The following is a 13,930-nucleotide window of genomic DNA, read 5'->3' as shown; positions in this document are numbered from 1 at the left end:
GCCCCGCAGGTACCCCTCCCGGGGCCCGTCCGGTCAGAAGTAGTAGCGAGACACCGACTCAGCCACACAGACCGGCTTCTCCCCACCCTCCCGCTCCACGGCGAAGCCGACAGCCACCTGCACGCCCCCCGTCACCTCGTCCACCGCGGTGATCTTCGCCGTGGCGCGCAACCGCGACCCCACCGGCACCGGAGCCGGGAAACGGACCTTGTTCGTCCCGTAGTTGACGCCCATCTTCACGCCCTCGACCGCGATGAGCTGAGGTCCGAACAGCGGCAGCAGCGACAACGTCAGATACCCATGGGCAATGGTCGTCTTGAAGGGACCGTTCGCGGCCTTCTCCGGGTCCACATGGATCCACTGGTGGTCGCCCGTGGCCTCGGCGAACAGATCGATCCGCTTCTGGTCGACCTCCACCCAGTCGCTGTACCCCAACTGCTCGCCCACCGCCGCCTTCAGTTCGTCGGCGGACGTGAAGATCCTCGGCTCTGCCATGTCCCTGGCCTCTCGCGTCGCTGCGTCTGTGTCTCTGTGTCTCTGCGCACTATCCCTAAGCAACTGCTTAGCATGGTCGCAGCGGGGTTCCCTGTCAACGGACCGTAAGGGTGGCGGGCTGGGTAGGGTTCGAGGGGTGCCCCAGATTCCCGAGAAGATCCATGAACTCACGGTCGGCCAGTTGTCGGCCCGCAGTGGAGCCGCCGTCTCGGCCCTGCACTTCTACGAGTCCAAGGGCCTGATCAGCAGCCGTCGCACCGCGGGCAACCAGCGCCGCTACCACCGTGACGCCCTGCGCCGGGTCGCCTTCGTACGGGCCGCGCAGCGCGTCGGCATCCCGCTGGCCACGATCCGTGACGCCCTCGCCGAACTCCCCGAGGAACGCACACCCACCCGGGAGGACTGGGCCCGGCTCTCGGCGGCCTGGCGTTCGGAACTCGACGAGCGCATCACGCAGTTGGGCCGCCTGCGGGACCACCTCACGGACTGCATCGGCTGCGGCTGCCTCTCCCTGGAGAACTGCGTCCTGTCCAACCCCGACGACGTCTTCGGTGAACGCCGGAGCGGCTCCCGCCTCATGGCCGAACACGCCGGACAACGCGCACGCCGGACCCCGGACCAGCAGCCCGAAGGGAACCCGGAGCCCGGAGAGTCCCGCTGAGACAGTTCCCGGACCCCGGGCTCCCTGGAACGCGACAGACCCCCTGGACGCGACAGACGCCCCGGACGCGACAGAGGCCCCGGGCGCCCCGTCACTCGTACTCCGTGCCGCCCTTGCGCGTCAGATACGCCGGGCTGACCGCCTTCGCGACGGCCCGGCCGCCCGTCACCGGGCTGTAGCGCTCGGTGGCGGGCCGGATGACGACCCCCTCGCGCAGATGGATCCCCTGCCCCGAGACGGTCTCGCGGCCGGAGGCGAACTCCAGTACCCGTCCGATGTCGTACGGACCCGTGTACAGGCTTGGTACGAGAGGCAGTTCACCGGTGAGCAGCTCCTTCGCGTCCAGCCAGCGGACCTCGCCGTCGATGTCCGCGGACACGTCGAACACCGCGTAGCCGAGGGTCTCGCGGCGGCCGTCGGCGCCGTACGTCAGGTCCTGGACGCCCGCCCCGTACACCTCGCCGAAGACGCCGACGCGGCGGGCCCCGAGCCGCTCGGCCAGCCGGGCCGCGACCGCCGCGACCCCGTGGCCGTGGACCGCACGCCAGTACAGGTTGCGCGAATCCTCCCGCAGGGCCAGGCCTTTGGCGCCGAAGCCCTTCGAGGAGACCTGGACGCGGCCGTCCTCGGCGAAGTACGTGAGCAGGCAGGCCGTGCCGTGCAGCTTCTCGGTCAGGACCACTTCCTCGCCCGGGGTGAAGATGCCGGGATACCGCTGGATGTTCTCGATGTCGACCCAGGGCAGCAGGTCGGGGGCCGCCTCGATCTCGCCGTCCATGGTGGGAGGGACGGGTGGTACCCACTTGGTGACGCCCAGCCGTTCCGCGAAGTCCGTGCCGTCGGCGGCGGCCCGCGCCAGGTCCACGTCGGCCAGCGCGCTCGGCCGGCAGACGATCCCCTGCGACAGCTCGCCGCGCAGCCGGACCGCCTTCACCCGGTCCGAGCCGCTGCCCGCGAGGCGCCCGGTGAGCCCCAGCTCCGCTATCAGCTCCTGTGGCAGCACGGACTGTTCCGGGATGTAGACGGCGCTCTCGCCGGTGCGGTACGCACCCTTGGCGACCACGGCCCGGTACAGGCCCACCTGGGCCAGTTCGAGCGCGTCGGCGTTCGGATGCTCGTGGACGGTCAGCAGTTCGGCGGTGACGCGCAGCGTCGACATGGTGGGGCTCCTCTGGGTTGCACACGGCCTCAGCCGGGTCTCGTCGCCTCCCACTGTGCGGACGGGAAAGGGGTGGAGCGACGGCTTTTGGGGCTGCTATGACCGCCGGCTCCACCGACGCCGGGCAGATGCCACGGTCGCCGGGCGGATCCCACGGCCGTCGACGTCATGGCCGCCGGCCGGACGGCCCCGCCCCCGACCCGTACCTGACCAGTGCCTCCGTCACCAATTCGGCGTTGGACGTGGCCCGTCGGCCGTCGGGGAGCGTCAGCGTGTCCTCCATGCCGATGCGGGTCGCCAGGCCGAGGCGCCCGGCGAGGGCCAGCACGGGCCAGGTGCCGCCCTCCTCGCCGTGCAGCAGGACGGGGCGGCCGTGCGCGGTGCCGATCGCGGTCAGCAGCCCGTGGGCCGTGTCTTCGGCCGTATCCGGATCCGGGTCCGTCACCTCCGCCAGGACGCGCAGCACCCGCGGTCCCAGCGGTGACGCCGCGAACCGCGCGGCCCCGTCCGTGCCGGACCAGATGCCCGCCTCGACGCCCACGCCCCGCTGCAGGAGGGCCGCGGCGACCTCCTCGGCGCCCGGCTCGTGCCAGTTGACCGATGCGTGGTCGGGCAGGACGCTCCACTCACGGACGCGCGCGACACGGGCCGCGGGGTCGGGTTCGGCCCAGGCGCCGGTGGTCACTCCGACGGGAACGTCCACCTGTGACCGGATTTCGTCCAGTGTCGCCGCAACCGCCTTCGCCGACAGCGTGTCCTCTCCACAAGGGGATTTGGGATGCACATGGATGTCCGACGCCCCGGCCGCGACGGCTTCCGCCGCGGAGCCGGCCATCGCTTTCGGCGACAACGGCACGAGCGCGCCGTCGCCGGACCCGCGCCCCCCGTTCACACAGACCTGGACCATGCCCCCGATGGTGCCAGGCGGCACCGACAACCGGAGATCGAAAGGGGATCAGGCAATGAGTCTGGCCATCTGCTCGCTCAAATGGGAAGCCGCGCACACGGGGGCCCAGCGGATCACGTACGACAGCGACGGGTACCACCTGGTGCGCTTCCCGTACGTGACGGGCGAGGAACAGTACGACCGCTGGAGCATGCACGACCCGGGGCAGGGCGGCGGTGCGTCGACGTTCCCCGACGTCCGCTCGGGTCTGATCTGGCCGAGCCACGACGGCTGGGGAGTCCTGTCGGCGCTGGTCTTCTGGGAGGCGGACGCCGACGGCCTTGAGTACCGGGCGCGTTTCGTGCGCGACCCGCTGAACCTCACCGCGGCGGGTTACAACTCGACGGCCACCACCGACTGCTCGCCCACCCGGGGCGGCCAGTACCGGTCCTACATGTGGCAGATGTTCGTCCACCCGGGCACGCCGGTCGGCCTGAAGGTGTCCGTGCGCGGCGCGGGGGACAGGAAGGTCTCCACACCGCTGATGTGCGCCGAGTTCAAGCTCGCCATCCACACCGACGTCAAGGTTCCGTAAGCCTGTACCCGGGGGTGCGGCTTCCTCCGGCGCACCCCCGGCGTGCGCTACCCCGCGACCGCCATGAGGAGGCGTCCCCGGCGGCATTCCGCCAGCGCCTCGGAGGTGAGGACCGGTCGGGGGACCACGATTCCGCAGGCCGTGCAGACCGGGCCTGAGGACGGTTCGTGGGCCAGGTCGTACTTCCAGACGAGGCGCTCGCCCGAGCAGACCGGGCAGACGGCGCCGGGCTCCCGCTCCAGGGCGGCGATCAGCCGGCGCAGCACCTCGGCGAGCGGCTCATGGGGGTGGACGCCGGGGTCGTCGCACCAGGCGACCCCGAAGCCGCCCCAGGTGAGCCGGTGCCAGTCGTCCACGCTGCCGGGGCTGCGCAGACCGTCGTGCTTCTCCTTCTTGCGGCGCTGGGCGAACCCGGCCTCGTAGGTGAGCCAGACGGAGCGGGCCGCCTCCAGTTCGTCCAGCGCGGCCACGAGCCGCACCGGATCGGGGGAGCGGTCCTCGGGGTCGAACCCGGCCCGGGAGCAGAGATGGTCCCAGGTCGCCCGGTGACCGTAAGGAGCGAACCTCTCAAGGCACTTGCGCAGTGAATAGCGCCGCAGTGCCAGATCGCTCCTCGGGTCGCGCACCTGTCTCGCCAGACTGCGGAATCCCGCCATCGCCCTGCACCTCCGTCACACCTGCACCTGTACTTCGGTCACTTCGGCGTCGTCGTCGTAAGGACGTCGCCGAATAGACGTATCGACACGCGATTCGGCTCCATCTGTTTTTCGGCGACCGCCACAAAACCGCCAATCATCCGGTTATCGGCCATCCGCAAGACGGTTGTCGGCCGTCTCCCGGCTCGTTCCCGGCCGTCGTCGGTGGCGGTCGGCGGCTCCGGCGGGGCTCCGTCGGCCCCTTCGGCGCCGAAAGTGACGCATGTTCATCTTCTAACCCGGGGATACCGGCAGTAACATCCCGCCCACCCCCGTCGTGAGGAGTCAGCCATGCCCCGGCGTATCCCACGCACCATCCTCGACAGACTGAGAACTCCCCGCAGATTCCCCAAGTTCCTCATGGGCGCTTCGGTATGCGTTCTCATTGCCGGTCTTTTGTCACCGCTTTCCCAGGCGGTCGCCGCCGACACCCCTGTCGTGGCGGCGAACGACTACTGCGGCAGCCAGTGCTCGGACATTCTTCCCGCAGGTCAGAACGGCAACGCGACCCTCGCCGAGATCCTTCTCAACCAGGCTTTCGGCACCCAGCCCGCCCACGCGGACGATCAACTGGCGCCCTACGCCGATCTGGCGTCCGGCTATTCCGCGCTCACCGACGCCAAAATTAACGATTTCTTCAGGGACGCCTCGTTCGGGGTCCCCGCCGACCAGGTCGAGTCCACCCTGAAGCCCGCGGGACGCACCGACGTGACGATCGTCCGCGACAAGAAGACCGGCGTGCCGCACATCACAGGCACCACCCGCTACGGAACCGAGTTCGGCGCCGGTTACGCCGCCGCCCAGGACCGGCTGTGGCTGATGGACGTCTTCCGGCACGTCGGGCGAGGCGAACTGACCCCCTTCGCGGGCGGCGCTCCCTCCAACCAGGGCCTGGAACAGGAGTTCTGGCGCCACGCCCCGTACACCGAGGCGGATCTGCAGGGGCAGATCGACAGCGCCGTAGCCGACAACGGCGCCCGGGGCCGGCAGGCGCTCGCCGACGTCAGGGCCTACCTCGCCGGCATCAACTCCTACATAGACGCCTCGGACAGTGGACGCTACTTCCCCGGCGAGTACGTCCTGACCGGCCACAAGGACTCGGTCACCAACGCGGGCACCATCGAACACTTCAAGGAGACCGACCTGGTCGCCCTGGCCTCCGTCATCGGCGCGCTCTTCGGCTCCGGGGGCGGCGGCGAGGTCAACAACGCCATCTCGCTGCTCGCCGCCCAGTCCAAGTACGGCGTGGAGGAGGGCACCAAGGTCTGGGAGTCCTTCCGCGAGCGCAACGACCCCGAGGCCGTACTCACCCTCCACAACGGCGAGAGCTTCCCGTACGCCACCAGACCGGCCACCCCGCAGGGCGCCGCGCTGCCCACGGCGGGCACGGTGACCGAGGAACCCCTGGTCCACGACCGCACCGGCAGCGCGGCCACTTCCACGGCCACCGGGACGTCCGCCTCGGCGACGGCGAGCGCCCTCAGCTCCGCCAAGCGCGGTATGTCCAACGCCCTCGTGGTGAGCGGCAGATCCACCGCTAGCGGCCACCCGATCGCCGTCTTCGGACCGCAGACCGGCTACTTCGCGCCACAGCTGCTCATGCTCCAGGAGATCCAGGGTCCAGGGCTCAGCGCCCGCGGCGCCTCCTTCGCCGGCCTGAGCATGTACGTCGAACTCGGCCGCGGCCAGGACTACGCGTGGAGCGCCACGACCTCCGGCCAGGACATCATCGACACCTACGCGGTCGAGCTGTGCCAGGACGACACCCACTACCTGTACCGCGGCACCTGCACGGCCATGGAGAAGATCGAGCAGACCAACGCCTGGAAGCCCACCACCGCCGACAGCACCCCCGCGGGCTCCTACCGGATGCAGGTGTGGCGCACCAAGTACGGCCCGGTCACCCACCGGGCCACGGTCGACGGCAAGAAGGTCGCGTACACCACGCTGCGCTCCTCCTTCCTGCACGAGGCCGACTCGATCATCGGCTTCCAGATGCTCAACGACCCGGACTACGTGAAGAGCCCACAGACCTTCCAGGCGGCGGTGCAGCACATCAACTACACCTTCAACTGGTTCTACGCCGACTCGGAGCACACCGCCTACTACAACAGCGGCGACAATCCCGTACGCGCCGACGGCGTCGACGCCGAGTTCCCGGTCTGGGCGCAGGCGCCGTACGAGTGGAGGAACTGGACGCCGGCGACGAACACCGCCGACTACACCCCGGCGTCCGCCCACCCCAACTCGATCGACCAGGACTACTACATCTCCTGGAACAACAAGCAGGCCAAGGACTACACCGCGGCTCCCTGGGGCAACGGCTCCGTCCACCGCGGCAACCTCCTGGAGGACCGGGTGCGGAAGCTGGTGACCGCGGGGGGAGTGACCAGGGCGTCGCTCACCAAGGCGATGGCCGACGCGGCGCTGGCCGACCTGCGCGCCGAGGACGTACTGCCGAAGCTGCTCCAGGTCGTCAAGAGCTCGCCGGTCACCGACACGACGGCCGCGGCTGCCGTGACGAAGCTGTCCGACTGGGTGACGGCGGGCGCGAGGCGCAAGGAGACCTCGGCCGGTTCGAAGGCCTACGCGAACGCCGACGCGATCCGCCTCCTCGACGCCTGGTGGCCCCTGCTGGTGAAGGCCGAGTTCGAACCCGGCCTCGGCAGCGATCTCTACACCGCGATGACCGCCAACCTCCCGGTGGACGAGGCCCCCTCGGCGGGGCACGGGCCCACGGGGTCGCACGCCGGCAGCTCCTTCCAGTACGGCTGGTGGAGTTACGTCCACAAGGACCTCCGCGCGGTGCTCGGCGAGTCGGTCCAGGGCGGCCTCACCGAGCCGTACTGCGGCGGCGGCAGCCTCAGCGCCTGCCGGGACATCCTGATCAGCACGCTCAAGACGGCGGCCGGCCGGACCGCCGCCCAGGTCTACCCCGGCGACGACCTCTGCTCGGCGGGCGACCAGTGGTGCGCCGACTCGGTCAACCAGCGGACGCTGGGCGGCATCAAGCACGGGAAGATCAGCTGGCAGAACCGGCCGACCTACCAGCAGGTCGTGGAGTTCACCTCGCACCGGTGACGCACACGCCGGCGACGTGAGTACGGGTGTCCTGGCGGCGGGTCAGCGGATGCGGCCCGCCGCCAGGACCACCTGGGCCAGTTCCCGGTGGCAGATGTCGCTGTGGGCGCCCGCCGGGGCGCCGCCCCGCCGCACCACCGCGGACACGTCGATGTTCACGCATCCCGAAGCGGGCAGTCCCGCCCGCAGCGCGTCGGCGAGCGTGAACGCCTTCGTGCCGGACACCGACTGCACCCCGTCGTGGCCCAACGCCCCCCACCTGGAGCCGAGAAGACGGGGAAGGGCGAGGTCGGCGGCCGTCCGGTCGTCGCCCGCCGTCCGCGAGGCCAGCGGATAGACCGTGCCGAGCGCCGAGTCGAAGCGGGAGAAGCAGCAGACCAACGGCCCGTCGACACGGTCCTGTTGACCGCGCAGCACACCGCCGTCCCGTACGTCGTGCGGGAGCCGCTCCGAGAACGCGTAGTGCGAGAAGGCCGCCTGGAGCAGCGTCACGGACTTCACGGTCCGCACCCCCTTGGGCAGGCCGCGCAGCGCGAACGACACCAGGCGCCCGCCGAAGCTGTGCCCCACGAGATGCACCCGCACCCCGGGCGCCGTCCGTGCGAGCCGCCCGACCAGCCGCCCGAGCCCGCGCTCGCCGACCGTGCCCGCACGGCGTTTCATCGCGAAGTACGCGGCCTGCCGCAGCAGTTCGTGTGCCCCGTCCCAGGCGCGCGCGAGGCGGGGCACTGCCTGCGCCCCCTCTCCCGCGGCTTCGGCGCCGGCGTCCTCGGCCAGTGCCCGCGCGAACTCCCGGCAGGTCCGCGCGGTGTCCCCGAGGAACATCCGCGGATCGTTCGGAGCCCCGTTCGCCGCCCTGTCCGGAGCCCCGGGCGGGGGCCCGGAATCCGCCAGGGTGTCCGCGGCGAACGCGGCACCCGGCGCCTCCGGCCGCAACTCGACGAGCAGCCGCACCAGCCGCCCGTACTCCTCCAGAGCGGCGTCGCCCTCGGGCTGTTGATCCAGCATCCGGGCGATCTGGTCGACCAGTGTGGCCCGGCCCGGAAAGACCGTCAGCAGGGCACCGCGCGTGCCCTTGTCCAGCGCCGGGCCCACGGACACCGCGGCGACGCTCCGCCCGAAGTCGGGGATCGGCTCGTCGGTGAACCGCATCGACGGCCACAGCACGCCCACGTATCCGAGGCGGGCGTTCGGCGCGAGGGCGGGGACGGGTTCGAAGAAGCGGCTGTAGAGCCCGGTCGCCGTCGAGCGGTCGTTGTTCCAGCCGTGCGCGAACACGATCAGGTCCTTGACGCCCCGGTCCACCGCTTCCCGGAGCAGCCGGTCGCGCTGCCGCGCGTCCACGTCGCCGTCCGCGTCGAACGTCAGCTCCCAGTAGGGCGTCACGCCCACTTCGAGATCCGCCATGACAAGCCCCCTTCGGCCTCCGCGACCCGTGCGACGTGCACGTAATCGTCCCGCCGACCGGGGGAGTCGGCCAGGGGCCACGTCCAGTCCGACCGGCCAGAACCCATGTTTCGGCGGATGATCCAGAACGGGTGGTCCAGGATAGGGGATCCGATGCGGGTGGGATGCCGCGGCCGATCGGGAGCGGCCGTCTCAGCGGTACAGGAGGTACTCCTTGCGTACGCGTCGGAAGGCGGCCAGTTCGCCCTGCCAGGCCGCCACGACCTCGTCGGCCGTCGCACCCGCGTCGATCATCGTGCGCACCGGCGTGGAGCCCGTCAGCTTGTCGATCCAGTTGTCCGGACGCCAGGCGAAGCCGCTCCAGACCCGCTTGGCGGTCACCAGCAGCGCGATCCCGGTGCGTACGGGGTCGTACGCGGCGCGGTCGTGGACATGGATCTGCACACCGCCGACCGTCCTGCCCTGGAACTTCGAGAACGTGGGCGCGAAGTACGCCTCCCTGAAGTGCACGCCCGGCAGCCCGAGTTGCTCCGCCTCGGCGGCCCACCGCCGGTCGATTCCCTCAGCGCCGAGCAGCTCGAACGGGCGGGTCGTGCCGCGCCCCTCCGACAGGTTCGTCCCCTCGAAGAGGCAGGTGCCCGAGTACACGAGAGCGGTGTCGGGTGTGGGCATGTTCGGGCTCGGCGGCACCCAGGGCAGCCCCGACGCGTCGTAGAAGTCCGACCGCCGCCAGCCGGACATCAGTACGGTCTCCAGGGGCACCGGCTCCGCGAGGAACTCCCCGTTGAACAGCCGGGCCAGCTCCGCGACGGTCATCCCGTGCGCCTGCGAGATCGGCTCCCGGCCGACGAACGTGGCGAACTCCTTGTGCAGTACGGGGCCGTACGCGCCGCGGCCCGTCACCGGGTTCGGCCGGTCCAGCACCACGAAACGCTTGCCCGCGATCCTGGCCGCGTCCATGCAGTCGTACAGCGTCCAGATGTACGTGTAGAAGCGGGCGCCCGCGTCCTGGATGTCGAAGACGACCGTGTCCACGCCGGAGGCGGTGAAGATGTCGGCCAGTGGCTGCCCGCTCTTGAGGTAGGTGTCGTAGACCGGGAGGCCGGTCGCCGGGTCGTCGTAGCGGCCCTCGGAGCCGCCGGCCTGCGCGGTGCCGCGGAAGCCGTGCTCCGGGCCGAAGACGGCGACGAGGTTCACACGGTCGTCGGCGTGCGTCACGTCCACGAGGTGGCGGGCGTCCCGGGTGATGCCTGTCGGGTTGGTGACGATCCCGACGCGGTCGCCTTCCAGGAGGGAGTAGCCGTCCGCCGCGAGGCGTTCGAAGCCGGTCCGCAGGCGGCGGGTCGCCGCGTCCGGGGCGGCGGATGCGGTCGCGGCTGTGGCGGGCGTGCCCGTCGAGACCGCCGCCGCGGTCGTGGTGGCGGCCAGGAGGCTTCGTCTGGACAGGCGGCGCATGTGACCTCCGTGATGTCGGAAGGCTGGCACTGGCATGTGCACGTTATGGCTTCCGCCGGTTGTTCGTAAGCCGCGGCGCCGCTGTGGCCGGCCGCGCAGCTCGCCCCCGCCCCTTACGGGCCGCGGGTCGCGCCCACGTGGCGGAGCCGCACATCGACGCGGCCCTGTGCCCCGTACGGGGCCCCCGCAGGCCCCTTCCGGACGGCATACCGACTGGTTAGTCTGGTGGTGAGCGGAGCAGAGCAGAGATGTCGTGTCGAAGGAGACCGATGGTGGAAGCCTTGCAGGATGCCGGAGTGGTCGTCACCGGGGCGGGTGGGGGGATCGGGGCCGCGCTGGCCCGGCGGTTCGCCGCCGCCGGGGCCCGCGTCGTGGTCAACGACCTGGACGCGGTGAAGGCCGCGGCCGTCGCCGAGGAGATCGGCGGGACCGCGGTCCCCGGTGACGCCTCCACCATCGTGGCCGAGGCCCGGGACGCCCTCGGCGGCACCGTCGACGTCTACTGCGCCAACGCCGGGCTGCCCTCCGGCGGCTCCGAGGCGGCCCCCGCGCGGGTCTGGGAGCTCGCCTGGGACGTGAACGTGATGGCGCACGTCCGTGCGGCCGAGGAGCTGCTCCCGGCCTGGCTGGAGCGCGGCAGCGGCCGTTTCGTCTCCACCGTCTCGGCGGCCGGACTGCTCACCATGATCGGAGCGGCCCCGTACAGCGTCACCAAGCACGGCGCGTACGCCTTCGCCGAGTGGCTCTCGCTCACGTACCGCCACCGCGGTGTGAAGGTCCACGCGATCTGTCCGCAGGGGGTCCGCACCGACATGCTCGCCGGCACCGGCAGTGCCGGGGACCTCGTCCTGCTGCCCACCGCCATCGAGCCCGAGGCCGTCGCGGACGCCCTCTTCGCGGGGATCGAGGAGGACCGCTTCCTGATCCTTCCGCACCCCGAGGTCGCCGAGTACTACCGGGCGCGCGCCGGCGATCCGGAGCGCTGGCTGAAGAACATGAACCACATCCAGCAGAAGTGGGAGGCCGACGGCCGATGACCACCGCCTCCCTGTACGCGGCCCAGCCCTGGCTCGCCCTCCTGAACGAGGCCCAGCGCGGGCCCGTCAGCCCCGACGACTCGCCCGTGCACACCCTGCGCAGGGTCGTCGCCGAGACGCCCGACCGCACCTTCCTCGCCTACTTCGACGGACGGCTCAGCTTCCGCGAGGTCGACGAGCTGAGCGACTCGGTCGCCGGTCACCTGGCCGGACGCGGTCTGGAACGCGGCGACCGGGTCGCCGTCCTGCTGCAGAACAGCCCGCTCTTCGTGCTCGCCGTCCTCGGCGCCTGGAAGGCCGGCGCGACCGTCCTGCCCGTCAACCCCATGTACAAGTCCGGCGAGGTGACCCACGTCCTGCGCGACGGCGAGGTCGCGGCGCTGATCTGCGCCGACCGGGCCTGGGAGTCGTATCTGCGCGACACGGCCGCCGACTCTCCCGTACGCATCGTGCTGACCGGCTGCGAACTGGACTTCCAGACGCGGGGCGACGCGCGCGTGCTGACCTTCGAGCGGCTGCCGCAGGCGCCGGACGCCGACGACCTGACGACCGTCGCGAAGGCCGGCCTCAAGGCCCCGGCCGACCGCGACCCGGAGCCTGCGGACATCGCGCTGATCAGCTACACCTCGGGGACGAGCGGCGCTCCCAAAGGAGCCACCAACACGCACGGCAACGTCATGTACAACGCCGAGCGCCAGCGCACGGGCCTGGCACTGCCCGAGGCGCCCGTGTACTTCGCGATGGCTCCGCTGTTCCACATCACCGGGATGGTCTGCCAGTTCCTCGCCTGCCTCGACAGCGGGGGCACGCTCGTCCTCGCGTACCGCTTCGAGTCGGGAGTCGTCCTCGACGCGTTCGCCGAGCACCGGCCGCACTACACGGTCGGCCCGTCCACGGCCTTCATGGCGCTGGCCGCGCATCCGTCCGTGGCGCCGGACCACTTCTCCTCCTTCGTGAACATCTCGTCAGGCGGCGCGCCGCTGCCGCCCGCGCTCGTCGAGAAGTTCCGGGCGGGCTTCGGGCCGTACATCCGCAACGGCTACGGACTCACCGAGTGCACCGCGCCCTGCGCCTCGGTGCCGCCCCATCTGGAGGCGCCGGTCGACCCCGTCTCCGGGACGCTCGCCGTGGGCCTGCCAGGACCGGACACGGTCGTACGCATCGTCGACGACCACGGCCAGGAGGTGCCGTTCGGGGAACAGGGCGAGATCCTCGTACGGGGCCCGCAGGTCGTGCCCGGCTACTGGCGGCGCCCCGAGGCCACCGCGGAGACCTTCCCGGACGGGGAGCTGCGCACCGGTGACATAGGTTTCATGGACACCGACGGCTGGCTCTATGTCGTCGACCGCAAGAAGGACATGATCAACGCGTCCGGCTTCAAGGTGTGGCCGCGCGAGGTCGAGGACGTGCTCTACACCCACCCGGCCGTGCGTGAGGCGGCTGTCGTCGGGGTGCCCGACGGGTATCGCGGCGAGACCGTCAAGGCGTACATCAGCCTGCGGCCCGGCGCGGCGGAGGACCCGGCCGCACTCGCCGCGTACTGCAAGGAGAGACTGGCCGCCTACAAGTACCCGCGGCAGGTGGAGATCCTGCCCGACCTGCCGAAGACGGCCAGTGGGAAGATCCTCCGGAGGGAACTGCGCTCCCGTCCGCACGACGGTCCGTAGACAACGCCATAGACAACGTCATCCACAGCGCGGACAAACAAGGCGGCGCGCAACCGGAACGCCCTGAACGGCCTCTACAACGTGAACAACATGAAGAACACTGGAAGGCAGGTGGCGGCAGTGCCCAGGACGACGGACGGGGACGGCACGCCCGTTCCGAGGCGACTGCTGGCCGCCGCCACCCGGCTCTTCGCCGAGCGCGGCTACGACCGCACCTCGGTCCAGGAGATCGTCGAGGCGGCCGGTGTCACCAAAGGCGCGCTGTACCACTACTTCGGCTCCAAGGACGATCTGCTCCACGAGGTGTACGCGCGGGTGCTGCGGGTGCAGCAGGAGCGGCTCGACTCCTTCGCGGACGCCGACGCGCCGGTGGAGGAGCGGCTGCGGGGCGCCGCCGCCGATGTCGTCGTGACCACGATCGACAACCTCGACGACGCGTCGATCTTCTTCCGCTCGATGCACCATCTGAGCCCGGAGAAGAACAAGCAGGTGCGGGCCGAGCGGCGGCGGTACCACGAGCGGTTCCGCGCGCTGATCGAGGAGGGCCAGGAGGCGGGGGTCTTCTCGAAGAAGACCCCGGCGGACCTCGTCGTCGACTATCACTTCGGGTCCGTGCACCACCTGTCCACGTGGTACCGGCCCGACGGCCCGCTCACCCAGCAGGAGGTCGCCGACCACCTCGCCGACCTGCTGCTGCGGGCGCTTCGGCCATAGGTACCTGGGGGCGCGGGGAACTGCGCAAAGGGGGGCGAGGGGGCGGAGCCCCCATGCGGTGACGGGACGGGTAGGGGC

12 protein-coding genes are annotated in these 13,930 nt (G+C 70.9%); 6 read left to right on the top strand and 6 right to left on the bottom strand.

The genetic code is table 11. The annotated features are described in order from the left end of the window. Positions 1-33: 33 nt before the first annotated feature. Positions 34-495: a MaoC family dehydratase gene (locus tag ACIOKD_RS11530; protein WP_402081448.1), complete on the bottom strand. Its 462-nt coding sequence runs from the start codon at positions 493-495 to the stop codon at positions 34-36. Between the two features lie 136 nt (positions 496-631). Between ACIOKD_RS11530 and soxR the strand changes: the two genes are divergently transcribed. Further along, positions 632-1,156 carry a redox-sensitive transcriptional activator SoxR gene (gene soxR, locus ACIOKD_RS11525; RefSeq protein WP_402081446.1) on the top strand — a complete coding sequence of 175 codons (525 nt, stop codon included), beginning with the start codon at positions 632-634 and terminating at the stop codon, positions 1,154-1,156. 91 nt (positions 1,157-1,247) lie between these two features. On the opposite strand, the gene ACIOKD_RS11520 is transcribed toward soxR, so the two are convergent. Both ACIOKD_RS11520 and ACIOKD_RS11515 read right to left on the bottom strand, forming a co-directional pair. Further along, complete coding sequence (locus ACIOKD_RS11520) at positions 1,248-2,315, bottom strand: RNA ligase (ATP) (RefSeq protein WP_402081443.1); 1,068 nt, start codon at positions 2,313-2,315, stop codon at positions 1,248-1,250. Between the two features lie 166 nt (positions 2,316-2,481). After that, positions 2,482-3,222, bottom strand: a complete 741-nt coding sequence (locus ACIOKD_RS11515; RefSeq protein ID WP_402081441.1) for a 3-keto-5-aminohexanoate cleavage protein — start codon at positions 3,220-3,222, stop codon at positions 2,482-2,484. Positions 3,223-3,277: 55 nt separating this feature from the next. On the opposite strand from ACIOKD_RS11515, the gene ACIOKD_RS11510 reads away from it, so the two are divergent. Then, entirely contained in the window at positions 3,278-3,796 is a 519-nt protein-coding gene (locus ACIOKD_RS11510) for a hypothetical protein (protein ID WP_402081439.1), read from the top strand. Positions 3,797-3,843: 47 nt separating this feature from the next. Here the strand turns inward: ACIOKD_RS11510 and ACIOKD_RS11505 are convergent, their stop codons facing one another. Beyond that, entirely contained in the window at positions 3,844-4,452 is a 609-nt protein-coding gene (locus ACIOKD_RS11505) for a hypothetical protein (RefSeq protein ID WP_402081436.1), read from the bottom strand. Between the two features lie 330 nt (positions 4,453-4,782). Here ACIOKD_RS11505 and ACIOKD_RS11500 point away from each other — a divergent pair, with 330 nt between their 5' ends. Then, positions 4,783-7,572 carry a penicillin acylase family protein gene (locus tag ACIOKD_RS11500; protein ID WP_402081434.1) on the top strand — a complete coding sequence of 930 codons (2,790 nt, stop codon included), beginning with the start codon at positions 4,783-4,785 and terminating at the stop codon, positions 7,570-7,572. A gap of 42 nt (positions 7,573-7,614) precedes the next feature. Here the strand turns inward: ACIOKD_RS11500 and ACIOKD_RS11495 are convergent, their stop codons facing one another. Continuing rightward, positions 7,615-8,979, bottom strand: coding sequence for a serine-threonine protein kinase (locus ACIOKD_RS11495; protein ID WP_402081431.1), 1,365 nt, complete (start codon positions 8,977-8,979; stop codon positions 7,615-7,617). A gap of 192 nt (positions 8,980-9,171) precedes the next feature. Beyond that, on the bottom strand, positions 9,172-10,434 hold the full coding sequence (locus ACIOKD_RS11490) for an exo-beta-N-acetylmuramidase NamZ domain-containing protein (RefSeq protein ID WP_402081428.1): 1,263 nt from the start codon (positions 10,432-10,434) through the stop codon (positions 9,172-9,174). Positions 10,435-10,703: 269 nt separating this feature from the next. On the opposite strand from ACIOKD_RS11490, the gene ACIOKD_RS11485 reads away from it, so the two are divergent. The 3 genes from ACIOKD_RS11485 (at position 10,704) to ACIOKD_RS11475 (ending at position 13,852) form a co-directional block, all read left to right on the top strand. Next, complete coding sequence (locus ACIOKD_RS11485; RefSeq protein ID WP_402081426.1) at positions 10,704-11,471, top strand: SDR family NAD(P)-dependent oxidoreductase; 768 nt, start codon at positions 10,704-10,706, stop codon at positions 11,469-11,471. After that, positions 11,468-13,138, top strand: a complete 1,671-nt coding sequence (locus ACIOKD_RS11480) for a class I adenylate-forming enzyme family protein (protein WP_402081423.1) — start codon at positions 11,468-11,470, stop codon at positions 13,136-13,138. Before ACIOKD_RS11485 ends, ACIOKD_RS11480 begins: the two co-directional genes overlap by 4 nt. Before the next feature lie 120 nt (positions 13,139-13,258). Next, positions 13,259-13,852 carry a TetR/AcrR family transcriptional regulator gene (locus ACIOKD_RS11475; RefSeq protein ID WP_107021099.1) on the top strand — a complete coding sequence of 198 codons (594 nt, stop codon included), beginning with the start codon at positions 13,259-13,261 and terminating at the stop codon, positions 13,850-13,852. Positions 13,853-13,930 lie beyond the last annotated feature (78 nt).

This window comes from Streptomyces sp. NPDC087844 (assembly GCF_044742785.1).
Lineage (GTDB): Bacteria > Actinomycetota > Actinomycetes > Streptomycetales > Streptomycetaceae > Streptomyces.
This window is presented reverse-complemented; position numbering and strand designations above follow the sequence as displayed.